The organism is Curtobacterium sp. PhB136 (genome assembly GCF_004346855.1).
GTDB lineage: Bacteria > Actinomycetota > Actinomycetes > Actinomycetales > Microbacteriaceae > Curtobacterium.
In genome coordinates, this window is record NZ_SMGH01000009.1 from 32,907 (window position 1) to 57,873 (window position 24,967).

30 protein-coding genes are annotated in these 24,967 nt (G+C 71.1%); 14 read left to right on the plus strand and 16 right to left on the minus strand.

The window, feature by feature from the left end; all coding sequences use genetic code 11:
- Positions 1-52 precede the first annotated feature (52 nt).
- Positions 53-919: an SDR family oxidoreductase gene (locus EDF27_RS15905; protein WP_132049909.1), complete on the minus strand. Its 867-nt coding sequence runs from the start codon at positions 917-919 to the stop codon at positions 53-55.
- A 104-nt stretch (positions 920-1,023) separates the two neighbouring features.
- On the opposite strand from EDF27_RS15905, the gene EDF27_RS15910 reads away from it, so the two are divergent.
- Complete coding sequence (locus EDF27_RS15910; protein WP_132050139.1) at positions 1,024-1,602, plus strand: dihydrofolate reductase family protein; 579 nt, start codon at positions 1,024-1,026, stop codon at positions 1,600-1,602.
- Positions 1,603-1,721: 119 nt separating this feature from the next.
- Here EDF27_RS15910 and EDF27_RS15915 read toward each other — a convergent pair whose 3' ends face one another.
- The 4 genes from EDF27_RS15915 to EDF27_RS15930 form a co-directional block, all read right to left on the minus strand.
- Positions 1,722-2,660 carry a glycoside hydrolase family 16 protein gene (locus EDF27_RS15915; protein WP_243698389.1) on the minus strand — a complete coding sequence of 313 codons (939 nt, stop codon included), beginning with the start codon at positions 2,658-2,660 and terminating at the stop codon, positions 1,722-1,724.
- Between the two features lie 218 nt (positions 2,661-2,878).
- Positions 2,879-3,238 (minus strand): YciI family protein, encoded by a 360-nt coding sequence (locus EDF27_RS15920; RefSeq protein ID WP_132049911.1) that lies wholly within the window; start codon positions 3,236-3,238, stop codon positions 2,879-2,881.
- Between the two features lie 28 nt (positions 3,239-3,266).
- Positions 3,267-3,827: a GrpB family protein gene (locus tag EDF27_RS15925; protein ID WP_132049913.1), complete on the minus strand. Its 561-nt coding sequence runs from the start codon at positions 3,825-3,827 to the stop codon at positions 3,267-3,269.
- A 7-nt stretch (positions 3,828-3,834) separates the two neighbouring features.
- Positions 3,835-4,479, minus strand: a complete 645-nt coding sequence (locus EDF27_RS15930) for a GNAT family N-acetyltransferase (RefSeq protein WP_132049915.1) — start codon at positions 4,477-4,479, stop codon at positions 3,835-3,837.
- Between the two features lie 66 nt (positions 4,480-4,545).
- On the opposite strand from EDF27_RS15930, the gene EDF27_RS15935 reads away from it, so the two are divergent.
- From EDF27_RS15935 to EDF27_RS15945, 3 genes are read left to right on the plus strand one after another with little or no spacing between them, the layout of a single operon-like run.
- Positions 4,546-5,055, plus strand: a complete 510-nt coding sequence (locus EDF27_RS15935; protein ID WP_123703762.1) for a tetratricopeptide repeat protein — start codon at positions 4,546-4,548, stop codon at positions 5,053-5,055.
- 8 nt (positions 5,056-5,063) lie between these two features.
- A complete protein-coding gene (locus EDF27_RS15940) occupies positions 5,064-5,801 on the plus strand; it encodes a GH25 family lysozyme (protein WP_132049917.1) in 738 nt (245 codons plus the stop codon).
- Positions 5,801-6,154 carry a hypothetical protein gene (locus EDF27_RS15945; RefSeq protein WP_132049919.1) on the plus strand — a complete coding sequence of 118 codons (354 nt, stop codon included), beginning with the start codon at positions 5,801-5,803 and terminating at the stop codon, positions 6,152-6,154. Before EDF27_RS15940 ends, EDF27_RS15945 begins: the two co-directional genes overlap by 1 nt.
- Here EDF27_RS15945 and EDF27_RS15950 read toward each other — a convergent pair.
- Positions 6,141-6,827, minus strand: coding sequence for an HAD family hydrolase (locus EDF27_RS15950; protein WP_132049921.1), 687 nt, complete (start codon positions 6,825-6,827; stop codon positions 6,141-6,143). The genes EDF27_RS15945 and EDF27_RS15950 overlap by 14 nt on opposite strands.
- A complete protein-coding gene (locus EDF27_RS15955) occupies positions 6,809-7,651 on the minus strand; it encodes an alpha/beta hydrolase-fold protein (RefSeq protein WP_132049923.1) in 843 nt (280 codons plus the stop codon). The genes EDF27_RS15950 and EDF27_RS15955 overlap by 19 nt, the downstream gene beginning before the upstream one ends.
- Before the next feature lie 38 nt (positions 7,652-7,689).
- Here EDF27_RS15955 and EDF27_RS15960 point away from each other — a divergent pair, with 38 nt between their 5' ends.
- Entirely contained in the window at positions 7,690-8,265 is a 576-nt protein-coding gene (locus EDF27_RS15960; protein ID WP_132049925.1) for an acetyltransferase, read from the plus strand.
- A gap of 208 nt (positions 8,266-8,473) precedes the next feature.
- On the opposite strand, the gene EDF27_RS15965 is transcribed toward EDF27_RS15960, so the two are convergent.
- Positions 8,474-9,421 carry a hypothetical protein gene (locus tag EDF27_RS15965; RefSeq protein ID WP_132049927.1) on the minus strand — a complete coding sequence of 316 codons (948 nt, stop codon included), beginning with the start codon at positions 9,419-9,421 and terminating at the stop codon, positions 8,474-8,476.
- Between the two features lie 35 nt (positions 9,422-9,456).
- Complete coding sequence (locus EDF27_RS15970) at positions 9,457-10,389, minus strand: NADP-dependent oxidoreductase (protein ID WP_132049929.1); 933 nt, start codon at positions 10,387-10,389, stop codon at positions 9,457-9,459.
- A 92-nt stretch (positions 10,390-10,481) separates the two neighbouring features.
- Here EDF27_RS15970 and EDF27_RS15975 point away from each other — a divergent pair, with 92 nt between their 5' ends.
- The gene (locus tag EDF27_RS15975) at positions 10,482-10,961 is read left to right on the plus strand and encodes a MarR family transcriptional regulator (RefSeq protein WP_123653322.1); all 480 of its coding nucleotides are present in this window, start codon (positions 10,482-10,484) and stop codon (positions 10,959-10,961) included.
- Positions 10,962-10,977: 16 nt separating this feature from the next.
- Here the strand turns inward: EDF27_RS15975 and EDF27_RS15980 are convergent, their stop codons facing one another.
- From EDF27_RS15980 to EDF27_RS15990, 3 genes are all read right to left on the minus strand, one after another.
- Positions 10,978-11,964: a squalene cyclase gene (locus EDF27_RS15980; RefSeq protein WP_132049931.1), complete on the minus strand. Its 987-nt coding sequence runs from the start codon at positions 11,962-11,964 to the stop codon at positions 10,978-10,980.
- A gap of 94 nt (positions 11,965-12,058) precedes the next feature.
- Complete coding sequence (locus tag EDF27_RS15985; RefSeq protein ID WP_132049933.1) at positions 12,059-12,715, minus strand: hypothetical protein; 657 nt, start codon at positions 12,713-12,715, stop codon at positions 12,059-12,061.
- Positions 12,712-14,466: a CocE/NonD family hydrolase gene (locus tag EDF27_RS15990; protein ID WP_132049934.1), complete on the minus strand. Its 1,755-nt coding sequence runs from the start codon at positions 14,464-14,466 to the stop codon at positions 12,712-12,714. Before EDF27_RS15990 ends, EDF27_RS15985 begins: the two co-directional genes overlap by 4 nt.
- Positions 14,467-14,585: 119 nt before the next feature.
- Here EDF27_RS15990 and EDF27_RS15995 point away from each other — a divergent pair, with 119 nt between their 5' ends.
- Positions 14,586-15,212, plus strand: a complete 627-nt coding sequence (locus tag EDF27_RS15995; protein WP_132049936.1) for a TetR family transcriptional regulator — start codon at positions 14,586-14,588, stop codon at positions 15,210-15,212.
- Positions 15,213-15,237: 25 nt separating this feature from the next.
- On the opposite strand, the gene EDF27_RS16000 is transcribed toward EDF27_RS15995, so the two are convergent.
- A complete protein-coding gene (locus EDF27_RS16000) occupies positions 15,238-15,606 on the minus strand; it encodes a VOC family protein (RefSeq protein WP_123653327.1) in 369 nt (122 codons plus the stop codon).
- Positions 15,607-15,668: 62 nt separating this feature from the next.
- Between EDF27_RS16000 and EDF27_RS16005 the strand changes: the two genes are divergently transcribed.
- Together EDF27_RS16005 and EDF27_RS16010 are read left to right on the plus strand one after the other, a co-directional pair.
- Entirely contained in the window at positions 15,669-16,109 is a 441-nt protein-coding gene (locus tag EDF27_RS16005; protein WP_132049938.1) for a MarR family transcriptional regulator, read from the plus strand.
- Positions 16,110-16,215: 106 nt separating this feature from the next.
- Positions 16,216-16,482 (plus strand): LPXTG cell wall anchor domain-containing protein, encoded by a 267-nt coding sequence (locus EDF27_RS16010; protein ID WP_165931536.1) that lies wholly within the window; start codon positions 16,216-16,218, stop codon positions 16,480-16,482.
- Between the two features lie 105 nt (positions 16,483-16,587).
- On the opposite strand, the gene EDF27_RS16015 is transcribed toward EDF27_RS16010, so the two are convergent.
- The 3 genes from EDF27_RS16015 to EDF27_RS16025 are packed head-to-tail and all read right to left on the minus strand — an operon-like array spanning position 16,588 to position 19,151.
- Positions 16,588-17,256, minus strand: coding sequence for an FAD:protein FMN transferase (locus EDF27_RS16015; RefSeq protein WP_132049942.1), 669 nt, complete (start codon positions 17,254-17,256; stop codon positions 16,588-16,590).
- 21 nt (positions 17,257-17,277) lie between these two features.
- Complete coding sequence (locus EDF27_RS16020; protein ID WP_347812805.1) at positions 17,278-17,712, minus strand: FMN-binding protein; 435 nt, start codon at positions 17,710-17,712, stop codon at positions 17,278-17,280.
- An 11-nt stretch (positions 17,713-17,723) separates the two neighbouring features.
- On the minus strand, positions 17,724-19,151 hold the full coding sequence (locus tag EDF27_RS16025) for a ferredoxin reductase family protein (RefSeq protein ID WP_132049944.1): 1,428 nt from the start codon (positions 19,149-19,151) through the stop codon (positions 17,724-17,726).
- Between the two features lie 204 nt (positions 19,152-19,355).
- Between EDF27_RS16025 and EDF27_RS16030 the strand changes: the two genes are divergently transcribed.
- From EDF27_RS16030 to EDF27_RS16050, 5 genes are all read left to right on the plus strand, one after another.
- Positions 19,356-20,399, plus strand: a complete 1,044-nt coding sequence (locus EDF27_RS16030; RefSeq protein WP_132049946.1) for a LacI family DNA-binding transcriptional regulator — start codon at positions 19,356-19,358, stop codon at positions 20,397-20,399.
- Between the two features lie 109 nt (positions 20,400-20,508).
- Positions 20,509-21,831: an extracellular solute-binding protein gene (locus EDF27_RS16035; RefSeq protein ID WP_132049948.1), complete on the plus strand. Its 1,323-nt coding sequence runs from the start codon at positions 20,509-20,511 to the stop codon at positions 21,829-21,831.
- A gap of 59 nt (positions 21,832-21,890) precedes the next feature.
- A complete protein-coding gene (locus tag EDF27_RS16040; protein ID WP_243698390.1) occupies positions 21,891-22,835 on the plus strand; it encodes a sugar ABC transporter permease in 945 nt (314 codons plus the stop codon).
- Between the two features lie 107 nt (positions 22,836-22,942).
- A complete protein-coding gene (locus tag EDF27_RS16045; protein WP_243698391.1) occupies positions 22,943-23,731 on the plus strand; it encodes a carbohydrate ABC transporter permease in 789 nt (262 codons plus the stop codon).
- A 47-nt stretch (positions 23,732-23,778) separates the two neighbouring features.
- The gene (locus EDF27_RS16050; protein WP_132049952.1) at positions 23,779-24,876 is read left to right on the plus strand and encodes a glycoside hydrolase family 172 protein; all 1,098 of its coding nucleotides are present in this window, start codon (positions 23,779-23,781) and stop codon (positions 24,874-24,876) included.
- Positions 24,877-24,967: the final 91 nt, after the last annotated feature.

Consider the following 24,967-nt stretch of genomic DNA (forward strand, 5'->3'; position numbering starts at 1 on the left):
CCAGCGAGGCCTTTTGCCCTCTGCCAGAGAGGCTAGGCCCAGATCGCCCGGTTCACAACCCGAAGCCACCGTCCGACGTGAGGACCTGCCCCACCATCCAGCTGCCGGCGGCCGTTGCCAGCCACCCGATGAGCTCCGCCGGGTCCGCCGGCGTCCCGACACGACCGAACGGGGTGCTCGCGATGTACGCGTCGAGGTCCTCGAGCGAGCGATCGGTCGTCTCCGGGTCCATGTAGCCGGTGTTCACCGGGCCCGGGTTGATCGTGTTGAGGATGATCCCGAGTTCCAGGAGCTCCGCCGCGACCGTCGCGGTGACCCCGGCGAGCGCCGCCTTGCTGGCGGCGTAGGCGACCTCGCCGCGCATCGCGCCGGAGATCTGTCCGGAGGTCATCCAGAACACGTGTCCCTGCGCCTCGGCGTACGGGCCGTTGCCGACGATCCGGTCCCCGGGTCGCCGCGGTTCCTCGGGCTCGGGCGCTCGGAGTCGCGCGAACTCGGCGGTGAGCAGCAGCGTCGAGCGGGTGTTGACGTCCCAGAAGGCGCTGAGCCGTTCGGGCGTCATGTCCAGGATGCTGCCGTCGTCGCCGCTCTTCGCGTGGTTGCAGACGAGCACGTCGAGCGTGCCGGTCAGCGCGGTCGCCGCGCCGATGACCTCGGGGATGCTCGCGGGGTCGGACAGGTCGGCCGCGACGTCGGCGAAGCGCGCGCCCTCGGTGAGGTGTTCCCGGACGCCGGTGCGGACGGCGTCGAGGTCGTCACCGCCCCAGGGGAGGTCGAGGTCGTGCGGGCGGTGGTGGTGGATGACGACGCTCGCGCCGAGGGACGCGAGCTTGGTGGCGACGGCGAACCCGATGCCCCGGCGCCGTGAGACACCGGTGACGAGGGCGGTCTTGCCGTGCAGGGGAAGGTGTGCGGACATGGTGAACCTCTCGATCGCGCCCGGGACGGCGCAGGGATGGGAATCGGGGACGGTTCAGCGGCACTGCATGAGGAATACCCTAGCGGCGGACCGGTGAGGTGACCATGTCGAAGACGGTGCTCTACATGTCCATGTCGCTCGACGGCTTCATGGCCGGACCGAACGTGCGCGACGACAACGGGCTCGGCGACGGCGGTCCGCGACTGCACGAGTGGGTGTTCCCGCCGGAGGGCGAGCTGAACACCCGCGTCGTGGCGGAGTTCATGGCGACCGGCGCGGTCGTCGCCGGCCGCGGCACCTTCGAACCCGCCGGTGGCTGGGACGGCGACCACCACGACGGCGTCCCGATCTGGGTCCTCAGCCGGAACCCGGACCCAGCGTGGGCGGGGCGCTGGCCGCGGGTGCACTCCACCGACGACGTCGGGGAGGCGTTCCGCGCGGCGCGGGACGCAGCCGGGGACCGGGACGTCCTGGTGCACGGCGCGACCGTGGCGCAGCTCGCGATCCGGGCCGGACTGCTCGACGAGATGGAGATCCACCTGGTCCCGGTGCTCTTCGGCGGGGGACGGCGACTGTTCGAGCACCTCGGCGTCGGGCAGCGGGAGCTCGAACGCGTGCGGGTCCTGGCCGGCGAGGGCGGCGTCACGCACCTCCGTTACCGGCTGGCGTCCGATCCCTCGTAGCCGGCGGTGGTGAGCGGACCGGATGCCATGGTCGCGACCAGGAGACGGACGGGAGGCCCGGTGCCAGCTGGCACCGGGCCTCCCGTCCGTCGTGCAGCGCGTTCAGCGCGTTCCGGACGTCACTCGGTCGTCGCGACCCAGTCGATCAGCAGGTGGCCGGAGGCACCCCAGTTCCCGACCTGGAACATGTACCGGTGCGGGGTGGTCGGGACGTCCTTCGTGAGCGTCTCGAGGACCGTGCCGTCGACGCTGTAGGTGACCGACTTCCCGGGGACCCAGTCCACGGTGTACGTGTGCCAGTCGCGCCACGAGACGCCGGTGCCGACCTGGGCGCGGTCGGCCTCCTGCCCGGGGACCATCGAGTGCTGGAAGGCGGAGGGGACGTCCTCGAAGTTGCCCTCGGGGAAGTCGATCTCGCCGTCCGACCAGGTGCCGGACGTCGGCCACAGCATGAACGCCGCGCCGTTGCCGTCGCCGCCGGTCGCCTTCGCGCGGACCGAGAACGAGCCGCCGACGTGGCCCCACGCCCCGGCGACGGAGCCGAACGTGCCGGCGGTGCCGGAGCCGTTGCCGAGCGTGACGTCCATCACGCCGTCGTGCACCGAGACGGTCTTGCTCGGGGCGTAGATGCCGGACGTGCCGTCCGGGTACGGCTGCCAGGACTGCGGGTACGCGGCCGCGACCTGGCCGGTGGCGGCGTCGGTGTCGAAGGTCTCGACGAACGAGGCGTCCGGGGCGTCGGCGGCGCCGGTGTCGGTGCTCGCGTCGGTCTCGGGGGCGGCCGTCGCGCTGGGCTGCGGCGTCGTCGTGACCGTCGGGGCGATCGGCTGGCCGGTCGCCGTGGCGGATGCGGACGGGGTCGGGTCTTCCGAGGGCGTCGCCGTGTCGCTCGGTGTCGGCGTGGTCGTCGGTGTGCTCGGCGCCGAGGGGGAGGCCTTCGGTGGGGCGTGGTGGTGTCCGCGGCCGCCCCACCAGGTGTGGGCGGAGGCGGCGGTCGGGACACCGATCACGAGGGCAGCGGTGGTGGCTGCGGCGACGAACACGCGGCGGCGGGTCACCGGGCGGTCCGTTCGGGCATGGTGGCGGGGGTCGTGTCACGCATGGGCGTGCACGTGCTTCGAGTCGAGATGTCGGGCTCCTCGTGGGCTCGGGCGCGGGAAGCGGGCAGGTTCGGACACGTCGTAGTGGGTGACGCGTCCCCGAACATCTTGCCTCATCTGTGCCCCGTTCGGGGGCCGTCACGCGATCCGCGGCCCCGCAGTCCGGCGCGACGGGCTCACTCGCGCGGCGCTCGGATCACGCCGCCGCTGTGCACCGGACGCACCTCGACGCCACTGCCCGGGGTCCGTGCGACCGGGTTCGTCGCCGCGATGCGGACCGCCTCGTCGAGGTCGGTCGCCTCGATGACGTAGAAGCCGGCGACGATCTGCCCGGCGTCGACGAACGGCCCGGGCGTGGATCCCTCGACGCGGACCGACACGGCGTACTCCCGCGGGGTCAGTGCGTAGGCGACGAGCATCGAGTCGGCGGCCAGGAGCTCGCCGGCGTGGTCGTCGCACTCCTTGATGTCCTCGGGCGTCGCGTCGGGCGCGTGGGCGGAGTCGGGTGCGTAGATCAGGGCTGCGAAGAGCGGCACGTCATCGTCCTTCCGTGATGGGTGATTCCTACACCCCTCCGGCATCGCCGGTTGCGCGCGCCCGCTCGTTGATCGCGAGGATCACCGCGGTCTTCGCGTCCGCGTAGTCGTTCATGTCGTCCCAGTGCCTGCGCAGCAGGGCGCGCTTGGTGTCGGCGTACAGCGCGCGGTCGGCCGCGTCCCGGCGCAGGTGGTCACGGAGGAGCAGGTACTCCTGCACCGCAGCGTCACCCCGCTCGTAGACGTGCACGTGGACGTCACGTGCCGGGGTGCGGACGAGCCGGTGCCCGGGCTCCCGGACCCGGAGTTCGTAGCCGGCGGCGAGGAGCGGGTCGAGGTATCCCTGCTCAGCGGTGATGTCGTCGACCTCGACCACGATGTCGATGATCGGCTTCGCGGCCAGCCCGGGGACGGACGTCGAGCCGATGTGCTCGACGTCGACGTCCGTGCCCGCCAGTGCTCGGCTGATCCGCTGCCGATGCTCGGCGTACACGTCCGGCCACCGCTCGTCGTACTCGTGGAGCTCGACCGCGACGGGCTCGGGGCCGCCGACGACATCGACCGTGGTGACGTCCTCGTGCGCGCTCATCGGGGCATCATCCCAGCAGGGACGCGCGTGCTGCGTCGACGCCGTGTCGCTCGAGCTGCCAGTCCGGGCGGACGAAGTCGTCCCGGGCCACGCGGACACGGACCTCGTCGACCGTCTCACCGGGTCGGGTCTGCGACCGCGTGACGCCGTTCCGCTCGTAGCCGAGCTTCTCCGAGACGCGGAGCGAGCCGTCGTTCCACGCGGCGGCGCTCGACTCGGCCCAGTCGGCGTCGAGGTCGTCGAACGCGAAGGTCAGCAGTGCCGCCCGCATCTCCGTCCCGAGTCCGACGCCCTGGTGCGCTGACGCGAGCCAGGAGCCGCTCTCGACCGTCCTCCGCGCACCGAACCGGCGCGCGTGCAGCTCCTGGACACCGATGGGGGCGCCGTCACGGAGCACCGTGAAGGACACACCCCACGAGTCCGGAGTCACTCCGGCGCGGAGCTTCCAGTGGTACTGCGCCAACGACCGTGCCAGGGCATCGGGTTCGGCGTCCGTCCACGGGACGCCGAACGGCATCCGCGCCGGATCGTGCACCCCGGACAGCGCTGCCTCGACCAGGCCGGGCAGGTCCTCGTCCCGCACCGGTCGGAGCTCCAGTCGCGGCGAGACGAGCCGGAGCCCGAACAACGGCCACACGTGTGCAAGGTCCATCGACCAACGATACGAGGCCCGCGCGTCCCGTGACGGCGCGCCCGCGTGGGCACCTAGCCTGATGGGATGACCGACGCCCCAGCCGCATCCGTTCCCGCCGACGATTGGGAAGCGCAGGTCGCGGCGCTGTGGTCGGATGACTCGCTCGGCGACGAGGAACGGCTCGGCGCGATGCGCGATCTCGCTGCTCGCGCGCCGCACCCGGCACTCGGCGCGTTCGAACTCGGCGGAGCGTTCGACTCCGCGGGGCACGAGGCCGAGGCCGACGTGCAGTACGCGCGCGCCACGGCCGACGGCCTCGGCACGATCGACCCCGAGCGCGCCGCCCAGCTCGTGGTGCAGCACGCGTCGACGCTGCGGAACCTCGACCGCGTCGACGAGGCGATCGCGATGCTGCGCGACGCACCCGCCCATCCCGCGACCGGTGCTGCGCCGCGCGTGTTCCTCGCCCTCGCGCTGCACAGCGCCGGCCGCACCGACGAGGCGCTCCGTGTCGCGATCGAGGCCGTCGAACCGACGCTGCCGAGGTACCACCGCTCGGTCCGCGCGTACGCGGCGGCCCTGACGGACGGGTAGTGCGCCGGATGGGGGCTCGACGTGTTGCGCTGGTCGCCGGCGGGTCGGTGATCGTGGCCGCCGCCGCGGTGGCCGCGCTGCTCGTGTCGGGGATCGTGTGGCCGACGCGGGTCGCGGCGCTCCGGTACCCGGTGCAGGGCGTGGACGTCTCGGCGTACCAGGGCGCGATCGACTGGCCGGTGCTCGCGCGGCAGGACATCGACTTCGCCTACGTCAAGGCCACCGAGGGCGCTGGCACGCAGGACTCCCGGTTCGCGGCGAACTGGTCAGCTGCCCACGAGACGGACCTGCTCGTCGGGGCGTACCACTTCCTGAGCATCGACAGCTCGGGCGGTGCGCAGGCCGCGAACGTCTTCGCGACCGTCGATCGCCGGAGCGGTGACCTCCCGCTCGTCGTCGACGTCGAGTGCTACGCGGCCTACTGCGACGCGCCGCCGTCGCGGGCCGAGGTCCGTGCGGTGCTCGACCCGCTGCTGGCAGCGGTGGAGCGGCACTACGGACGCCCCGCCGTGCTGTACGCGACGCGGGACTGGTACGAGCGGTACCTCGCGGACGCCTACCCCGACAACCCGATCTGGTTCCGGTCGGTCCTGACCGCACCGCACATCGACGACGGCCGCGACTGGACGTTCTGGCAGTGGTCCGCCCGCGAGCGGCTCGACGGGTACGACGGCGACGAGGCGTTCATCGACCGGAACGCGTTCAGCGGCAGCCGGGCCGACCTCGACGCGATGCGGCTGCCGTGATGGACGCGTGGCAGGACCCGGGCGACGACGTCGACCTCTTCCCCGAACGCACGGATCGGGCCGCCGGTCCGGACGGCACCGCGTCACGGCTGCCGCTGATCATCGGGTGGACGGCCGCGCTCGTCTCATCAGTGGTCAACGTCGTGCTGCTGGCCGACACGCGGTCGCCGAGTGCCACGGCGATGTTGCTGGGCGGTGCCGTCCTGGCACTGGTCGCGATCATGGTCGTAACCGTGTGCGGCACGTACTCGAGTCGGGACCGGTGGTGGCTCGTGCTGGCGGGAGTGGTGCTCGCCTTGTCACCCGTGGTCGGTGTGGCGTTGGCTTCGATGGACGCCGCTAGCGTGCACTGAGCTCAGCGAGGACCACGCGTGTGATGCCGGCCCTGTCCTGACCCCCGCGGTCGATGAGGAGCGAGCGCATTCCGGCGGCTCGGGCGCCGTCGATGTCGGTCTTCGGGTCGTCGCCGACGAACACGCAGTCGGCCGGCGCCACGAACAGCGCGGTGGCCAGCGCGGCGAAGGCACGGGGATCGGGCTTCTGCACGCCGATCGACTCTGACACGCAGATCGCGTCGAACTCGTCGGAGAGCCCGATCCGATCGAGCTTGTCGCGTTGCTGCGATTCGATCCCGTTCGTCAACAGGCCCACTCGGTATCCCGTCGACCGGAGTTGGCGCAGGAGCGACCGGCTGTCCGGGAACGCCCGCCAGGCACCCCGGTAGGCGCGCAGGTACTCCTCGAACAGCGCATCCAGGTCGTCGTCGCCCGTCGGCAGCTCGACGCCGAGCGGTGGGAGGACGGCACGGAGCCGCGCCCGGCGTTGCTCCTGGAAGCTGATCCGCCCGCCCCGCCAGCGTTCGAACTCCCGCTGTTCCGCCGTGAACCAGGAGGTCACCGCCACTTCGGTCGGCTCCACGCCGAGCGATCGGAAGAAGGACTCGACCCCGTCTCGCGCCGACCCGAGGTGGTCGAAGAGCGTGCCGTCGAGGTCGAACCCGACGGCGCTCACGCCGACCAGAGCCATCGCAGCGCGTCCGGGAGGAGTACCCCACCGTGGTTCGGACTGTGACCACCGTCCCCGACGACGAGACGGACGTCGTACCCGGCTCGCGCCAGTGCCGACGCGGTGTCGAGGTTCTCAGCGAACCAGTTGTCCTCGCGCTGGTCCCAGTCCAGGTCGCGGTGTGCGGCCTGGAGGAAGATCTTGATCGCCCGCGCGTCCCCGTTGGCGAGCAGCGACGGGTACGGATTCCCCCCGGGCATCTGCGCGAAGCTCGCGTTGAACGTGATGACACGCCCGAAGCCGTCCGTCCGCCACCAGGCTGCGGTGAGTGCCGCGTTCCCGCCACTGCTCCCACCGCAGATGCCGCGCATCCTCGGGTCCGACGAGATCCGGAAGCGCGCTTCGACGAGCGGCAACACCTCGTCGAGCAGGAAGTCCGCGTACTCGGAGTCGAACGCGTCGTACTCGGCGTTCCGGTGCTTGGTCGCGACGCCGTCCGCGTTGCGCATGCCTGGGTCGACGAACACACTGGTCATCGCGGCGATGTCGTCCGCTGCGGCGAGGTTGTCGAGAACAGTCCCGCCGCGGACATCGCCATCGGGGTCGAGGTACCACCAGCCGTCGTTGAAGACCATCACCGCGGTTTCGTCCTCAGCTGACAGCCCAGCCGGCCGGTGCACCCAGATCCGGCGGGACGTGCCCGGGAAGCGACGGCTCGGCGGCATGTGCAGCTCGACGACCGTCCCCGGCGAGACCCCTGCGCGCGGCGCCGAGTCCGGGCCGTACTCGTAGGTGACGTCGACCTGGGAGGTCGGGATGGGGGAGTACCGCACCGTCGTGGCCACGCGTCGACTGTACCGAGCGGTCGTGCGAGGATCGAGCCGTGGGGGAGAAGATCGTGCTGCCGGCCGGGGCTCCGGAGCGGGTGGAACTGGAAGCAGGGGGCTGGACCGTCGTCGCCCGGTCCTTCGGGGCGCAGCTGGATGCGGACCGGATCGACCACGCGAGGCTCAGTGCGCTCGTGTCGCGAGCAGCCGGCCCCGTGCGTGAGCTCGACGCCGGCGACGTCGACGCGGTCCTGCGACTCGACGCCGTCACGGCGGACGACTACCCCGGGAGCATCGCCACCCAGCACGAGCCGCTCGACCGCTCGACGGCGATGCCGTCGGACTCGCGACGGGCCTTCGGCGCCTTCGCGACCGACGGGCCGCTCGTCGCGATGACCTACGTCGACGTGGACGGAGCCGCTGCTGAGACCGGCTTCACGGTGGTACACCCCGGGACTCGACGTCAGGGACTCGGTGTCGCGGTGAAGGCCGCCTCGGTGCTGCAGCTGGTCGCGGACGGGGTCGCACGATTCCGGACGGGTGGCTCACTCGAGAACACCGGCATCCTGCGCGCGAACGACGCGCTCGGCTACGTCCGCGACGAGGAGTGGGTCACCCTCGAGCGCCGCTGAGGCAGAAGAGCGAGGACGTTTCGTCAGCGACGGTGACGAATCCGGTTCTGCGAGCACGGGAATCCTCGACCGGATCCGTCAAACAGGATTCGGAACCTGCTGCTCCGCCGGCGTCGTCACGGCGTTCGGGGGCGTGACCGATCAGGTTCACGATGTCCGGCCCGCGCGAACCGGATCGGTCATCCCGCGATCTGAACGTGCGTGCCCGTCAAGCACGGGTGCGCTGCAGGAGTCGATCGCACGCGAGCACCGCGGCGCCGAGCAGGGCACCCGCGACGGCCCAGACCGCCACGGTGAGCGCGATCCCCGCCGGCGGCAGCGCGGTGACGGAACTGGCGAACCCGCCGGACGTCGGGAACTCGGTGATCGGCGCCGTGAGTTCGATGACGGGGAACATCACCCCGGTCACCGCCGAGACGAACGCCGCACCACCCGCGGCGACCGCGGCGAGGGGGACGAGGAGCACCGGGCGCCGGATCCACGTCGCGACCGTCGCCACCATCAGCCCGAGCAGCGCGCCGGTTGTGACGCCCCACACCCAGTCCTGGTCGAGGGGGACCCGACCGAATCCCGCGCCCACGAACGTCCCCGAGCTCGGCAGGCCCGAGAACCAGGGTGCGTTCCCGCGCCGGAGCCACCAGCCGAGGAGCCCGGCCGCGCCACCGAGCACGGTCGTGAGCGCGATGCGTCGGACGGTCGCACCCGTTGGCCGGTGGACGGGACGCAGCACCGCGGCGAGCGACGCAACGGTCCCGCCGACTGCTCCGACGGCGGTGAGGACCAGCGTCGCCGTGTTGAACACCGTGCTGTCCAGCGGCAGGAACATCAGGTACCGGGAGGGAAGGACGTCCGCGACGTAGCCCCAGCAGCAGAACGCGACCAACGCGAACGCGACGAGGAGCAGCTTCCGGGGGCCTCCGGTGCGCGAGAGCACCGGGGTGAACGGGGCGACCAGTGCTGCGAGCACCGTGCCGACCGCGGTCGCGACCAGGACCAGCGCCGGACCGAGGGCAAGCGCCCCGACGACGAGGAACCCCGTGTCGTTCCGCCCCGCGGCGGCGACGAACACGGCGACCGCCAGCCAGAGCGCTGCCGCGCCGACGATGCCGGCTCGGTACCCGGTGAGGGCGCCACGGCCGATGATCCTGCTGCGCATCCGACCATCCTGGCCGATGACCAGCCCCGCCACGGTCAGGCCGGCAGGACGATGACCTTTCCGGACACCCGCCCCTCGCTTGCTTCGGCGTGCAGTTCCGGCAGGGCGGTGAGGGGGATGCGCCGCGTGACCTCGACCGTGAGCGCGCCCTGGTCGACGAGCGTCGCGAATTCTGCGAGGCGGTCGCGGTTGCTCAGCACGAACACCGTCACCGACCGCACCCCGCGGGACGCGTCGTCCGGAGCGGCGATCCACGCCGTGGTGCTGACGACGACGCCGCCGTCCCGGACGAGACCGACGAGCGCCACGAACTGGTCGGGCTCGATCGGGGCGAGGTTGAGGAGCACGTCGACCTGATCCTCGACGGCGGCGAGGAGATCCGTCGCCGTGTGGTCGACGACCTCGTCCGCCCCGGCTGCGCGCACCGCGTCGATGCTCCGCGGGCTCGCAGTCGCGACGACGTGCACGCCGGCACGCTTCGCGAGCTGGACGGCGTACTTGCCGACGACACCACCGGCGCCGACGACCAGCACGCGTTGCCCGGCCTGGAGCCCTCCGTCGTCGAACAGTGCCTGCCACGCGGTGAGCGCCACGGACGGCAGGGCGGCCGCGTCGGGGAGCGGGATGCTGGTGGGCGCCGCCGTCAGGACCGATGCCGGAGCCACGACGAACTCGGCCGCTCCGCCGTCCAGCTCCATCGGGAGGAAGCCGAACACCGCGTCACCGACGGCGAGCCCGGTGGCGTCCGGACCCAGCGCGTCGACGGTGCCGGACACGTCGTAGCCGGGGACGTGGGGGAGGACGACCGGGATCGGGAGGAACCCGGCCCGCATGCCGTTGTCCGCCGCGTTGAACGCGGACGCGGCGACGCGGACGCGCACCTGACCCGCACCCGGCACCGGCTGGGGGACGTCCTCGATCCGCAGGACCTCGGGACCGCCCACCTCGTGGAACCGTGCTGCCTTCATGATCTGCTCCGTTCACTTGTGCTTCGAGTTTGAAGCAACTGACACCGACGCTAGCACTGCTTCGAACTCGAAGCAATGGGTAGGATGAGGTCATGGAACTGACGCCCACGCAGCTCTCGGCCTACTTCGCCTTCACGGAGGTCAGCAGCCTGCTCCGCCACGCGGTCGAGCGACAGCTGCGCGACGTCGGGGATCTCAGCTACGTGCAGTTCCAGCTCCTCGCGCGCCTCGGCGACACACCGGGCGGGCGGCAGCGGATGACCGACCTGGCGGACGGCGTGGTGATCAGCCGCAGCGGACTCACGTACCAGGCGCAGCTGCTCGACCAGCGCGGACTCGTCACGCGGGCGCCCTCGCCCGAGGACGAACGGAGCACCGTCGTCGCGATCACCGACGCCGGTCGGGACGTCCTCGCGGCGGTGTTCCCCGGCCACGTCGAGACCGTGCACAGCCTGCTCTTCGCGACGCTGTCGGACGCGGACGCCGACGACCTCGCGCGGATCCTCGGCCGGGCGAGCGAGCACCTCCGCGCCATCCCGCCGCGCTCAGCCGCACCCCGCAGGCGGAAGTGACGTCCTCGGCGAGCCGTCAGTCGTGCTGCGCGGAGTCCCACCAGTCGAGCACCCGCGTGCCGATCAGCGTGAGCCACGGCGACGCCTCGCCCGGCGGGACGTCCTCCGCGAACCAGACCCGGCCCGCGTGCACGCCGTCCTGCACCCAGCGTCCGTCAGCGCCCCGGGCGTCGCGGACCAGCTGGACCGCGTCCGCGAGTCGCGGGTCCGGAACGGTGCCGTCGACGAGCGCGGCGGCGCGGAAGTGGTCCAGCGCACGCAGCGCGCTGTAGACCCACCGGAACGGGTACGTGAAGTGCGCCGTCCACGGTCCGACCGGTTCGCCCGTCGACAGGCGGCGGAGCAGGTGTCGTTCGAGCAGGTACTCCTCACCACGGTGCCGTGAACGCCGGAGCGCATCGTTGCCGCCGGTCAGCTCCTCGTGCGCGAGCAGCCCCTCGATCACGTTGAGCGTCGAGTGGAACGAGGACCGTGTGGAGCCCTCGACCCACTCGCAGTTCCAGCCCCCGTCCTCGAGCTGGTGCGCCGGCAGCCACTCCGCGAGCCCGTACACATCGGCCCCGAGCCACGCCCCGTTCGCGAGCGTGAACCCGTTGATGCAGCAGTCGTCCTCGCCGTTCCAGTACGGCGCGTCGTTGTACTCCCAGCGGCTGTTCCGGGCGAGGAGCTCGGCGGTCCCGGCGAGTGCCGCCGCGTCGACACCCCACCGGCGCAGCGCGTTCAGGGACCAGGTGGTCGCCGTCCACGGCTGGCCCTCGGCGTCGTCCACGTCGCCCTCGACGTCGTGCCCGGCGTCCTGCGCCGGGAAGTACGCACCGCCGGCCCACTGGCCGTCCTCGTCCTGCAGCGCGAGGAGCCGCGCCCCGAACCCGGTGGTGGGCACGGTGGCGCGGGTCGCGCGCCATCGCTCCTCCGGCGCACGCAGCACGTCTCGCTCGACCTGCCAGCGCACCGCCGGGTCGGTCTCCAGCAACCAGTCGACGAGGGCGGGTTCCGCAGCCATGGACGGAGGCTACGCCGGACGGGAGGCTCGGTGCCAGGCCGATCCGAGCCTCCCGTCCGCCTGTCGGTCGCGTCTCGTCACCATGCCGGCCGGACTAGCGCTCGGTCGCCGCCCGCAGGATCCACGTGCGGAACTCGACGGCGAAGTGCTCCAGGTGCTGCTCGACGACCCTTGGTGCACAGGACGCCGGCAGCGTGACGGAGAGCCGGGCGGTGAAGCCGTCGGGCTCGTCGACGAACGTGTTCGCGATGGAGCCGATGACCGTCCCGTCGGCCAGCAGCATGTGCGACCGTCGACCAGCGGGTGGCTCCGCGACGGGGAGCTCCTGCTCGACGACCAGGCTGTCGTCCCACGGGTGCATGAAGAACGAGCACACGTACTCGTCCAGGGTCTCGACGATGTTCACGTGCCGCCCGGGGTCCGCGTGGATCGCGTAGTGCTCGGGGTGGCCCGCGAGCATCACGTCCTCGCGGGCGAACGCGGCACCGAGCCACGCGCCGAACTCCGCGGCCGTGATGCCGCGCGCACGGAGCGTGGTCGTGCCCGTCGTCTCCTCGCCGCAGGAGCGTTCGAGGTGGCCGCGGAGGAACGCGTCTCCCGCGGCGATCTCGTCGGCCAGGAGCTCGAGGAGCCGCGCGCGTCCCGCCTTCCGCTTCAGGAGCGCGAGTGCCCGGCGGGCGGAGAACAGCTCGAAGCCGTCGATCGTGGCGTCGGTGTCCTCGCCCGCCAGGCGGACCGTGGCGGCGGTCACCGCGCTGCCCGGACGGGGAGCTGCAGGTACGAGGCGTGGTCGCCGCCGGTGTGCACGACGTGCGCCCCGGAGTTCGCACCGACGTACTCGCGGATGGCCGGCATCAGCGTGCCGAGGAGGTTCCGCGAGCTGACGATGAACCGCAGCTGTTCCCCCGCGTGGAAGCGCAGCCCGACCGGGAGCAGGTCGATCTCGATCTCGGCGATCTCGCCCGGGGCCAGCTTCTCGACGCGGTCGAAGGTGTGCGCGGGGACGTCGTCGGTCATCAGCGCCTCGTCGAGGTGCCGGGCGGACACGCGGAGCCTGCCGTCGGAACCCTTGTAGCGGAGGATCGTCGCGCCGTGGTCGGTGAGGTCGTGTGCGATCGCGGACTGGTTCGGGGCGGTGAACGCCTGCAGCGGCGTGCCCCACCGGTCGGTCTTCTGAACGAGCACGAACAGGTCCATGTCGTCGGCGCCGCGTGCCTCGACGAACAGGTGCACCTTCGGGTGGCCGACCAGCACCGTCTCCTCGTCGAACCGGGTGAGGAACGAGACGGCGTCCGGGTTCGCGTCGACGGCGTACGACGCCTCCGCCGCGTCGGACGGCGCGCTGGTGGACAGGGTCCGGGTCCGTGCGTCGAGGAAGTACTTCGTGGAGGTGGCGTCGGACGGCGGGAACGAGTCGGCGGGGACCGCGACCTCGTCGCCGCCCTCGAGGTCGAGGACCGAGTACCGGACGGTGGGGGTCCGCTCCCACCCGTTGTCGACGCCCTTGAGGAAGTGGTCGAAGAACCGGCGGAGGTCCTCGACGTTCGCCTGGTCGTAGTAGTCCGGCCACTCCTGGCCGTTGTGGATCCGGAGCCACTTCTCGGTGCTCGCCATCCGGCGCCAGGCGCGGAATGTGCCAGCGGTGTGCAGGGTGTTCGAGTAGCTCGCGACGACGTACGCCGGGACGGCGATCTTCGCGAAGTCGGGGATCTTCTGCTCCCAGAGGTCCGTCATCAGCGGGTACGCCTCGACTTCGGCGAGGATGTCCTCCTTCTGGCCCTTCCCGAAGAAGCTGCCGTCCTGGAGTTGCTGCGCGAACCCGGTGTCGGGCATCCCGCCGCGCATCACGAGGTCGCGGTAGACGTCGCTGACGCCTTCCCACGGGTTGATCGCGACGAGGTGCGGGGGCTGCTCGGCGGCGGCGAACCACTGCGAGACGGCGAGGTAGCTCGTGCCGCTCATGCCGACCTTGCCGTCGCACCACTCCTGCTCGGCGAGCCACTCGATGACGTCGTACGCGTCGCGGCCGTCCTGGCGGTCCCAGAGCACGCTGTCCCCCTCGGACTGGTCGATCCCGCGGTGGTCGACGTTGCAGATCGCGTAGCCGTGCTCGACCCAGTACGCCGGGTCTGCTCCTTCGAACTTCTCGAGCCCGGACACGGTGCTGTTCGGCAGGCCGACGAGTCCGAACACGCCCATCACGCTGGGGGAGGTGCCCTGTGCCTTGCCGTAGGGGCTCCACGCGAGGATCACCGGGACGGGGGTCGGCGCCGTCCCGGTCGTGGTCGCGGGTCGGAAGACGTCGACGTGGATGGTGGTGCCGTCGCGGAGCTGCATCGCGACGTCCTTGTCGAACACCGTTTCCACCGGCAGCGGCGCGAACTGCGGCGCGATCCTGAACCCGGCCTGGAGCGTGCGGGTGCCGGGCTCGAACGGGGTGAGCACGCCGGTCCGGGCTGCGGGCAGCGGCGTCGACGGGGTCGTGATCCTCTGGTCGGTCATCGTGATCTCCTTCGTGCGGGAGTCCTCCGTGGGCTCGTCGTCGTGGCGAGCGTACGTCCGATCCCGCCGAAACTCAACAGGCGTTGAGAACGGATTCCGACGTCGGGTAGATTCGGCGCATGACCTCGGAGAACCAGCCAGCGCAGGCCGGCCGCGTCGGGCGTCGTCCCGGTTCGTCGAGCACGCGGACGACGGTGCTCGCCGCCGCCAGCGCGCGGTTCGCCAGCGACGGCTTCGCCGCGACGACGATCCGGCGGGTCGCGGCGGACGCCGGGGTCGACCCGTCCCAGGTGATGCAGTTCTTCGGGTCGAAGGACGACCTCTTCGCTGCGGTGATGGCCGTGCCCGCGACTGCGCTCCGGCGCTTCGACACGGCGTTCGAGGGGCCGGACGAGCGCCTCGGCGAGCGCGTCGTGCGGGCGTTCCTCGAGGCGTGGGAGGGGCCGGTCGAGGAGTCCGAGCCGCTGATGGCGATGCTCCGCGGGGCGGTGGTGAACGACGAGGCCAACAAGCAGCTCCGGGACTTCATCCAGGCGCGGCTCGTCGCCGGGGCGGGGCGCGGCGGGACCGAGGTGGCCGAGGACCGGGCGCTCCGCGCCGGGCTGGCTGCCGCGATGCTCGTCGGGATCGTGACCGGCCGTCGGGTCATCGGCGTCCCGACGCTCGTCGAGGCCGACCACGACGCCGTCGTCGCCGTGGTCGGGCCGGCGATCCAGCACGTCCTGGTGACCCCGGCCGACTCCTGAGGCGTGGCCGCGGGGCGCTCCCGGGTCAGGCGCGGTCGTGCAGGGTGACCTGGTAGCCGTCGGGGTCGGCGAAGGTGAACGTCCGGCCGAACGGGCCGTCGATCGGCGCCGAGACGATCGTGTGCCCGTCGGCGACGAGGGCGTCGTGGATGTCCTGCACGTCGGTGGCGTGCAGCCAGATCGCCGCGCCGATGCCCGGCTGCGGCACGGACGCGAGGTCGGTCCCGGGCACGATGTCCCGCAGCGCGAAGGCGATCGGGGTCGTCTCGAACACGACGGCGTGCGGCGGGCCCGCCTGGGAGCGGACGAGGCCGAGGTACTGCTCGTAGAACGCCTGCGACGCGTCGAGGTCGCGGGTCTGCAGGGAGATGAAGTCGGGACCGGTGACCGGCATGGTGTGCTCCTTCGGGTGGTGTCAGTCTTCTGACACGAGGCAACCTATGTCAGACTACTGACATGAGTCAAGACGGAGCGGCGATCGACCTCGAGACCTCGCTCGGCTACCTGCTGAAGGAGGCGTCGAGTGCACTGCGGGTCGCGATGGAAGCGGTGCTGCGGCCGCTCGGGCTGACCGTGACGCAGTACTCGTGCCTCGAGCTGCTCGCCCAGCGCCCCGGGTTGTCGAACTCCGACCTGGCGCGAGGCGCGTTCGTCACCCGGCAGTCGATGAGCGTGTTGCTGCAGGCGTTCGAGCGGGACGGCCTCGTGGTCCGGGCGGCCGAGCCCCCGGTCGGCAAGGCACTCCCGACGCGTCTCACCGACGCGGGGCGACGGACCCTCGGGCAGGCGAGCGCCGCGGTGCGCTCCGTCGAGGACAAGATGCTCACCGGCATGACGGGGGACGAGCGGACGGCGGCGTTCCGGAGCCTCCAGAGCATGATCCGCTCCCTGCGCTGAGGGCGACAGCGAGACCGGATCGCAACACTCGCTCGTCAGGAACGGCAGGAGACTGACACTGCATGGATAGGGGCGTCCTCAGGCGCCCCGTCCGGGAATCCGAGGCGTGGGTGAAGGTGACCCGCCACTGACGTACGGGGACGTGACCGGCGTGCTCCGGTTCGCGGTCGCCGCCGCCACGACCCCGGTCGCCACGCCCACGCCTGCGCCCACACCGACCGCGGTCGCGGCCGCCACCGGCACGGCGACCGGCAGCGGGACGGACACCCTCGCGTACACCGGCGCGGACGACACCGGCCTGCTCGCGTGGGCACTCGGCCTGCTGGCCGCCGGTGGTGGACTGCTGGTCTGGCGTCTGCGCCGACGCGCCTGAGACGCGACCGATCGACGGCCTGGAGGCCCGGTGCCGGACCGCACCGGGCCTCCAGGCCGTCATCCGGTTGCGACCACCGCCCGCGCGCCGACCGGCCGGACCGCGTCAGATGGTGACGACGTCGACGGCCCACGCCTCGACGGCGAGGCGCAGCGTCGCCGGCCCACCCGCGAGGATCGCGGTGGACAGGACGTCGGCCGTCACCACGTCGTCGGCGATCACCGTGACCTGCCGGTAGACGCGGTCCTGGTCGGTGCGCCAGACGTGCTCGCCGCGTTCGGAGGTCCCCGAGGTCGCGACGGCGCGCCGCGGGGCGGCCAGCCGGACCACGCGGAGGACCTCGCCGGCGCGGTCCGGGTCGGTGATGCCGGCGTTCCAGTCCCGGCCCGTGACCGTCCCGGAGACGAGCACGTCGCCGCCGACGTTGACGCACCAGTCCGCGTGCCCGGCACTCCGGAGCAGTGCACCGGCCCCCTCGATCGCCGCGGCCTTGACGATGCCGGTCAGGTCGACGCTGCGGTCCGCGCGGTGGGGCTCGAACGCCCCGCCTGTCGCGTTCCGCCACGCGATCGCCCGCGCGTACATGTCCCGGTGCTCGCTGCTCGCCCGGGTCAGCGCGAGCCGGCCGTCGGCGACCTGCGAGGCGGGGGAGTCGGGCCGGTACCGGCTGTACTCGGCGTCCATCCGGGCGAACAGGCGCTCGACGTCGTCGAGCACGGCGGGGGTCGCCTCCGTGCTGGCCCCGTCGACGTGCACGGAGGCGACGGTCCCCATGGTGTCGAAGACCCGGCGCACCTACATGCCCGCCTGGTCGAGTGCCGACTGCAGCGACTGGATGTACCCGTCGGAGGTGTACGTGGCTCCGCTGACCGTGTCGATCTGGGCGGACTGCGCGGTGAGGGCCTCCTGCCGGAGCACGGGCGCCGCCTGCGCACTGATCATCGACGAGCGCGGATCGTCGTCGGTGAGCTGCAGTGCCGTCACCTCGGTCAGCTTTCCGCCGGCGACGATCACCTCGACCTGGACGTCGCCGTACCGGGTGCTGACCGCGGTGCCGGTGTAGGTGCCGTCGGCGGCGGACGAGCCGGAGCCGGAGCTCGCGTTCTCCGTCCCCGAGGCGCCCGTGCCGGTGGTCCCACCGGCCTGGGTCGTCGTCTGCGTGGCCTGCAGGCTCCCGGCCCCGACGCCGGCGGCGATGATCCCGAGGGACACCAGCGCGCCCCCGATCACGATGCGTTTCCTCACCAGTCGAACCGCTCTCGGTGCAGGTGGTCGACGGGGAGCCCCGCGGCGAACGCGTCGCGTTCGACGAGGTCGCTCCACCGTCCCGGACCACAGATGTACAGGTCGGAGTCGGCGAGGTCGGGGAACACCGAACCCGCCCACACGCCGCGCGCCGTGTCGGACGCCGCCAACCAGCCGGCGGGGCCGGCACCGCGCGGGCCGATGCTCGCGAACACGCGGTGCCCGTGGAGGGCCGCCCAGTCGCGGATCTCGTCCCACAGGAAGGACTCCTGCTCGGACCGGCCGCGGAGGAGGATCGTGACGGCACCCGGAGGCGCGTCGAGCCGCTCCAGGAAGGCCCGCACCGGGGTGACCCCGATGCCGCTCGCCGCGACCGCGATCCGGGTGCTCGTCCGGGTCGCCTCGGTGAAGATGCCGTACGGGCCCGCGAAGCTCACCGGGGTCCCGTGCCGGAGCGCGGCGAGGTCCGCGCTGCCCCGGCCGAGCGCACGGACGGTGATCCGCATCGTCGTGTCCGTCGGCGCAGCGGACAGCGACAGCGGGTGCGCGTGCCACCAGGTCCCGCCCGTCCAGAACCGCCACATGAAGAACTGGCCGCCCGCCGCGCGCAGCCGGTCGAGGTCCCGCCCGCGGAGGTGCACGGACACCACGTCGGCGCCGACGCGCTCGATGCGGTCCACCGTGACGCCGTGCCGGAGGCTCCGGAGCGCAGGCAGCCCGAACCGGAACACCGCGACGGACCCGAGCGCGACGACGTAGAGGACCACCCAGTACACGCGCTCCCAGCTCCCCGCGGCGAGGATCCCGCCCGCGGAGAGCTGGTGCGGGATCGCGACCCCCACGGCGACGTAGGAGAGCAGGTGGACGGCGTGCCACGCCTCGTACGGCAGCACACGGCGGACCGCGACGATCGAGGTCCACACCACGGCGACGAACAGTGCGAGCCCGACGATCGCGAGCACCATGTCCGGGGTGTTCCAGAGCGCCACGGTCTCCGCCACGACGTTCGTGCCGTCCTCGAGCGAGTAGCCCACGATCAGGAGCACCGCATGTGCGAGGAGCAGGTACAGCGCCGGCTTGCCGAGCTTGCCGTGCTGCTGCATCGCGGCGTCGTGGCCGACGAGCCGGTCGACGAACGGCAGCCGCGCGGCGAGCACGAGCATCACGAGCACCAGGTCCGTGCCGACCAGCCCGGCGACGATCCCCGCGGCCGTGACCACGGGGTCGACGCCGGCGAGGTCGACGGTGCCGGAAGCCAGCCAGAGGGTGACGGCCATCGCGGCGGAGGCCCAGGCGGTGATGCCGAGCAGGTCCGCGACGCCGCGACGGCGTGCGACGCGGCGCCGGTACGGCCGGTCGTGGGGCAGCGGGGGCCGGCTGCGCGCCGGCGGGCGCGTGGTCGGGCGGGGGGCTGCGGCGGTCATGGGGTCGATTCAGCCGCGCGGCGCTATGGGGAGGCTGTGGTGCTGCCGTGGACTTGCCGCGCGGTTCGTGCCGTCTTCCGATGTCCCGGACGGCGCCGTCCGTAACGGTTGCGTAACGGCGCTTTGCGTCAAGACGTTTGACGTTCGTACGGTCACATCAATCGATTGACGAAGCCCGTCGATCGATCGACGTGAAGGAGCGCCATGCTGACGATGAAGGACATCGCCGCCCAGGTGGGTGTGTCGGTGTCGTCCGTCTCGCTGGTGCTCAACGACCGTGACGCCGGGCGGGTCAACCGCGATGTCGCGCAACGGATCCGTGAGCTGGCGGATGCGTTCGGGTACGTCCCGAACCAGTTGGCGCGGTCGCTGAAGTCGAAGCAGACGCAGACGATCGGGCTGGTGTCCGACCGGGTGGCGACCGTTCCGTTCTCGAGTGCCATGCTCGCCGGCGCGCAGGAGGCTGCCTGGCGTCGCGGGTACGTCCTGATGCTCGTCGACACCGGTGGGAACGAGGAACTGCAGACCCCGGCGGTGCAGTCGCTCCTGCAGCGCAACGTCGACGGGCTCATCGTCGCGGCGACGTTCCACCGCGAGGTCACGATGCCGGATGTCCCGACGTCGACGCCGGTCGTCCTGCTCGACGGACGTCCGGAGACGGACGAAGCCAGCGCCGACTTCGTCGTGCCGGACGAGGAGCGCGGTGCGTACGACGCGGTCACGCACCTCGTCGAGGCGGGACACCGGCGCATCGGGTTCTGCAGCGTCAGTGCCTACCCGATCGCGGACGCCCTGCGCTCCCGCGGGTACCGGCGAGCCCTCGCCGACGCCGGACTCCCGGTCGATCCGGCGCTCGTCGTGACCGCCGAGGACGCCGCGACCCGATGTGCGATCGCTCCTGCGCAGCGCCTCCTCGACCGGCCCACAGCAGCGCGACCGACCGCGGTCTTCTGCTTCGGCGACCAGATCGCCATGGGCTTCTACCAGGTCGCCAGGTCCCTGGGCCTCGCGATCCCTACCGACCTCTCCATCGTCGGCTTCGACAACCAGGAGTTCGTCGCCGAAGCGCTGGAGCCCGGACTGACCACCATGCAACTGCCGCACCGTGCCATGGGGGACTGGGCGGTCGAGCGGATCCTCGCCCGGATCGACGGCTCCGTACCGCGGTCGGTCGCTCCCGCCGGCATGCGCATGCACTGCCCCCTGGTGATCCGCGGGTCGGTCGCACCGCCGCGCGATCCCCCCTGATCCCACCCCTCCGTCTCGACCCACTCGTCCACGCCGTGCGCCCTGCACGTCGTGCTGGTCGAGCGCGCCTCGGCGCATCCCGAAACGCCATCAGCAAAGGAGCTGCACCATGCACCGAACACCACACCGCCGATCACTGCGCATCACTGCCATCGCCACCCTCGCCCTCGCCGTTGCAGCGCTGACCGGGTGCAGCAGCGCCGGATCGGCCTCGGGCGGCAAGACGTTCACGATCCTGCAGTACGAGGACAAGACGACCGCGCAGGGGCAGGGCTGGCAGCTCGCGCTCCAGATCTTCAAGAAGAAGCACCCCGACGTCGACGTCAAGTTCCAGACGACGAGCTTCGACGGGTTCCGGAAGAACGCGAAGCTCGTGCTCGGCGGCAACAAGGTCCCCGACGTGGTCGAGTTCAACAAGGGCAACGCCGACGGCGGTCAGTTGACCAGCCAGGGACTGCTGCAGGACCTCGACGACCAGGTCACGAAGTACGGGTGGGACGACAAGATCACCGGGTCGATGCAGTCGTTCGCGAAGTACGACCAGCAGGGCAAGGCCGGCAGCGGGAAGTGGTACGGCATCCCGAACGTCGGCGAGTACGTCACCTTCTACTACAACAAGGACAAGTTCAAGCAGGCCGGCATCACCGCCGAGCCGACGACCATGGCCGAGTTCGTCACCGACATGCAGAAGCTCAAGGGCGCCGGCACGACGCCGATCTCGTCCTCCGCGGCGGTGAACCAGGGCTTCAACCAGATGTGGATCTGGTACTCGCTCGTGTCGGCGGCCGCGGACCGGAAGCACATCGACGACTTCATGTTCCTCAAGGGCAAGGTCGACTTCTCCAAGGACCCGTGGAAGACCGGGACCGAGGAGTTCCAGGACTGGATCGACAAGGGGTACGTCGGGAAGGACCTGGGCGGCCTCAACTACGAGCAGGCGACGGTCAACTTCCTCAGCGGCAAGACGGGGATGCTCATCTGGAACAACGGCGTGTTCAGCCGGATCAAGGACCAGTCGACGTTCGGCTGGGGGTCCTTCACGCTCCCCGGTGCGTCCATGTCGATGGGCTCGTCCGGCCACCTCTGGGGTGTTCCCGCGAAGGCGGGCAACAAGGAACTCGCCTACGACTGGATCAACACCACGCTGAGCAAGCGCGTGCAGGACAAGATCGGCGAACTCGGTGGTCTGCCGCTCGCCGGTGACACGGACGCGATCTCCGACCCGGTGACGAAGGCGTACACGCAGCGCTTCGACGAGGTCGTCGCCGACGACACGCTCTCGTTCTACCCGGACTACCCGGTTCCCGGATTCCTGGACTTCATCCAGAACAACATGTCGGCGATGTCGAACGGCAACGAGACGGCGGACGAGTACCTCACCAAGCTGCAGCAGTTCTACGACGACGGCAAGAAGACCGTCAACCAGGGCTGAACCCGACCCCGTGGGGTGGGTGCCGTCGTGGCGCCCGCCCCACCTCCGAGGAGACCGCGATGACCGCACTCACGCAACGAACCACCGGATCTCCCGGCGTCCGACGCCGGGACCGCCAGCACTCGTACTGGTGGTACCTGGTGCCGATGATCCTCGGCACCCTCGCCATCGTCCTGCTGCCCTTCGCGATGAACGTCTGGTACAGCCTCTTCCAGTGGAAGGGCGGGCTCGCCCCGATGCGCTGGTACGGACTCGGCAACTACGTCGACCTGCTCGCCGACTCCCAGTTCTGGTTGGCGTTCAAGAACTCGGTCTTCATGATCGTCGGCATCGTCGTGGTGCCGACCCTGATCGGGCTCGTGCTCGCGGCGATGCTGTTCGACTACCTCGGCCGCGAGTTCGGACCGAAGGTCGCAGCGACGCTGCGCGCCATGTACTACCTGCCGCAGATCCTGCCGATCGCGGTCGCCGGGTTCGTCTGGAGCTGGGTGCTCGCGACCCAGAACGGGCTGCTCAACAGCGTCCTCGCCGTGTTCGGGGACAGCAATCCGCCCGACTGGCTCGGCAACCCGGACATCGCGATCTACGCCGTGATGCTCGTGCTCGTCTGGCTGCAGATCGGCTACCCGGTCGTGGTCTTCATGGCCGCGCTGCAGCGGGTCGACCCCGAACTGTACGAGGCGGCGTCGCTCGACGGCGCCGGGTGGTGGCGCCGGTTCACCGCGATCACGCTCCCGCAGATCCGGCCGGAGGTGTTCGTCGTGGTGATCACCGCCACCGTGGGCGCCCTCAAGGTGTTCGCTCCGATCCTCATCCTGACCGGTGGCGGACCGGAAGGCTCCACCGTCGTGCCGTCCTACTACTCGTACCGGAACTTCTTCGAGCTGTCGAAGGTCGGGTACGGCTCCGCCATCGCGACGGTCATGTCGATCGTCATCTTCGTCATCGCCGGCATCCTCATGTGGCTGCAGCGTCGCGATGCCGAGGGGAAGGAATCCGCATGAGCGCCCTCCTGTCCGATCCCACCGTGAGCACACCCGAGCAGCGCACGCCGGCTCCGCCGCGGCGGAGACGTGTGCGCAGGGGCCCTGCGCGATGGATCGTGCTGGCAGTGGCCGCGTTGTTCGCACTGCTCATGCTGGCACCCCTGCTGCTCCTGGTCCTCAACGCCTTCAAGACCGGTGCCGACTACTCCGCGCACGGCCCGCTGGCCCTGCCCCGGCACCTCAGCATCGAGGCGTTCCAGCAGTACCTCGAGATCGTCGACTACCCGCGAGCGCTCGTGAACTCGGTCGTGATCTCTAGTCTGGTCGCGATCCTCGGGACGGCACTCGCACTGATCACCGCCTACGGGATCGGGATCGGTCGGATCCGCGGTCGCGGGTGGCTGCTCGCCGTGTTCCTCCTGGCGACGATGCTCCCGCAGGAGTCGCTGATCTACCCGCTCTTCTACGGTGCACAGGCGACCGGCCTCTTCAACACCGTGTGGAGCGTGGTGATCGTCTTCACCGTCCTGCAGGCAGCGTTCGGCACCTACCTGCTCTCGAGCGTCATGAGCACGATCCCGGAGTCACTGCTCGAAGCGGCGGCCCTCGATGGTGCCGGTCGCTTCCGGATCCTCTGGTCCGTCGTCTTCCCGGTACTCCGACCCACGCTGTCCGTACTCGTCGTCTTCTTCTTCGTCTGGACCTGGAACGAGTTCTACATCCCGCTCGTGCTCCTCACGGACCAGTCCGCGCAGACCGTACCGATCGCCCTCGCGACCCTGCAGGGCCAGAACAGCATCAACCTGACCGCCCTGAACGCCGGGTCCCTGCTCTCACTGCTGCCGACCCTGGTCTTCTTCCTGATCTTCCAGCGCACCCTGAGCCGCGGCGTCACCGCCGGCGCGGTGAAGTGACCGCCCCGGAACCGACCACCCAACCGCTCTCGAACACCGGAGGCTCCATGCTCCCCACCATCACCGAACTCGCACCGCCCGCCGGCGTGCGGTCGCGGTCGATCAACGCCGAGAACCCCGCCGGGGCGTTCGGGGCCGCGGCGGCGGCGTCCTCCGCGCTCGGCCCGGGCCGGAAGGGCAGCGCGTGGTCGAGTCTGCCCGCCGGCGGCACGATCGACCTGGTCGACATCGACGGGCCCGGAGTGATCCGCCACATCTGGATCACCGTGGCGGACGCGACCGACGCCGGACCGTTCGTCCTCCGCGACCTGGTGCTCCGTGCCCACTGGGACGACGAGGAGACCCCGTCGATCGAGGTGCCCCTCGGCGACTTCTTCTGCAACGGCTTCGCGACCAGGGCCCTCGTCACGTCGGAGCCCGTCACGGTCGCGCCCACCGGCGGCATGAACAGCTACTTCCCGATGCCGTTCCGGAAGCACGCCCGCATCTCGCTGAGCAGCGAGCACGGCGCGGACCTCGAGCACGTGTTCTTCCAGGTCGACCTCACCACGGGCGACGAGATCGCCGAGGACACCCCCTACTTCCACGCGCAGTGGCGTCGGTCGAACGCGTCGACCGCACTCGGCGAGGACCACGTGATCCTCGACGGCGTGCAGGGGAGCGGGCGGTACGTCGGCACCTACGTGGCCCTCGCATCGCTGAGCAGGTTCTGGTGGGGCGAGGGCGAGGTGAAGTTCTTCATCGACGGGGACGAGGACCTGCCGTCGCTCTGCAGCACCGGACTCGAGGACTACGCCGGGGGCGCGTGGGCGTTCCAGGACGAGCTCCGCTCCGATCCGGAACCGGTCCCGCTCACCTTCAGCGCGCCGTACTTCGGGTACCCCTTCTGCAGCAGCAGGGACACCACCGGAGCGGCGACCTTCCTCCAGGCCACCGCGCCGATGCACGCGCTGTACCGCTGGCACCTGCCGGACCCGATCTGGTTCGAGCGTGACCTGCGCGTGACGGTGCAGCAGATCGGCACGTGGGACCACGGACTGTTCGAGCGTTCGGACGACATCAGCACCGTCGCCTACTGGTACCAGACGGAACCGCACCGCCCGTTCCCGGACCTGCCCGCCGCAGCGGGTCGCGTCCCGAGGTGAGCACGTGACGGACGGGAGGCCCGGTACCGGCCTGCACCGGGCCTCCCGTCCGCCCTGGGCACCACCGTCAGCCGTTCCTGGGAAGGTGGGC

Excerpts from the sequence above, each read along its gene's own strand:
- EDF27_RS15935 (WP_123703762.1), top strand. The coding sequence starts at position 4,546 with ATGACCGACGCCCCAGCCGCATCCGTTCCCGCCGACGATTGGGAAGCG.
- EDF27_RS15930 (WP_132049915.1), bottom strand. The coding sequence starts at position 4,479 with ATGGACCTTGCACACGTGTGGCCGTTGTTCGGGCTCCGGCTCGTCTCG.
- EDF27_RS16000 (WP_123653327.1), bottom strand. The coding sequence starts at position 15,606 with ATGCCGGTCACCGGTCCCGACTTCATCTCCCTGCAGACCCGCGACCTC.
- EDF27_RS15940 (WP_132049917.1), top strand. The coding sequence starts at position 5,064 with ATGGGGGCTCGACGTGTTGCGCTGGTCGCCGGCGGGTCGGTGATCGTG.
- EDF27_RS15990 (WP_132049934.1), bottom strand. The coding sequence starts at position 14,466 with ATGACCGACCAGAGGATCACGACCCCGTCGACGCCGCTGCCCGCAGCC.
- EDF27_RS16035 (WP_132049948.1), top strand. The coding sequence starts at position 20,509 with ATGCACCGAACACCACACCGCCGATCACTGCGCATCACTGCCATCGCC.
- EDF27_RS16050 (WP_132049952.1), top strand. The coding sequence starts at position 23,779 with ATGCTCCCCACCATCACCGAACTCGCACCGCCCGCCGGCGTGCGGTCG.
- EDF27_RS15945 (WP_132049919.1), top strand. The coding sequence starts at position 5,801 with ATGGACGCGTGGCAGGACCCGGGCGACGACGTCGACCTCTTCCCCGAA.
- EDF27_RS16025 (WP_132049944.1), bottom strand. The coding sequence starts at position 19,151 with ATGACCGCCGCAGCCCCCCGCCCGACCACGCGCCCGCCGGCGCGCAGC.
- EDF27_RS16030 (WP_132049946.1), top strand. The coding sequence starts at position 19,356 with ATGCTGACGATGAAGGACATCGCCGCCCAGGTGGGTGTGTCGGTGTCG.
- EDF27_RS16015 (WP_132049942.1), bottom strand. The coding sequence starts at position 17,256 with ATGGGGACCGTCGCCTCCGTGCACGTCGACGGGGCCAGCACGGAGGCG.
- EDF27_RS15995 (WP_132049936.1), top strand. The coding sequence starts at position 14,586 with ATGACCTCGGAGAACCAGCCAGCGCAGGCCGGCCGCGTCGGGCGTCGT.
- EDF27_RS15905 (WP_132049909.1), bottom strand. The coding sequence starts at position 919 with ATGTCCGCACACCTTCCCCTGCACGGCAAGACCGCCCTCGTCACCGGT.
- EDF27_RS15965 (WP_132049927.1), bottom strand. The coding sequence starts at position 9,421 with ATGCGCAGCAGGATCATCGGCCGTGGCGCCCTCACCGGGTACCGAGCC.
- EDF27_RS15970 (WP_132049929.1), bottom strand. The coding sequence starts at position 10,389 with ATGAAGGCAGCACGGTTCCACGAGGTGGGCGGTCCCGAGGTCCTGCGG.
- EDF27_RS15950 (WP_132049921.1), bottom strand. The coding sequence starts at position 6,827 with ATGGCTCTGGTCGGCGTGAGCGCCGTCGGGTTCGACCTCGACGGCACG.
- EDF27_RS16040 (WP_243698390.1), top strand. The coding sequence starts at position 21,891 with ATGACCGCACTCACGCAACGAACCACCGGATCTCCCGGCGTCCGACGC.
- EDF27_RS16005 (WP_132049938.1), top strand. The coding sequence starts at position 15,669 with ATGAGTCAAGACGGAGCGGCGATCGACCTCGAGACCTCGCTCGGCTAC.
- EDF27_RS15925 (WP_132049913.1), bottom strand. The coding sequence starts at position 3,827 with ATGAGCGCGCACGAGGACGTCACCACGGTCGATGTCGTCGGCGGCCCC.
- EDF27_RS15980 (WP_132049931.1), bottom strand. The coding sequence starts at position 11,964 with ATGGCTGCGGAACCCGCCCTCGTCGACTGGTTGCTGGAGACCGACCCG.
- EDF27_RS15975 (WP_123653322.1), top strand. The coding sequence starts at position 10,482 with ATGGAACTGACGCCCACGCAGCTCTCGGCCTACTTCGCCTTCACGGAG.
- EDF27_RS15910 (WP_132050139.1), top strand. The coding sequence starts at position 1,024 with ATGTCGAAGACGGTGCTCTACATGTCCATGTCGCTCGACGGCTTCATG.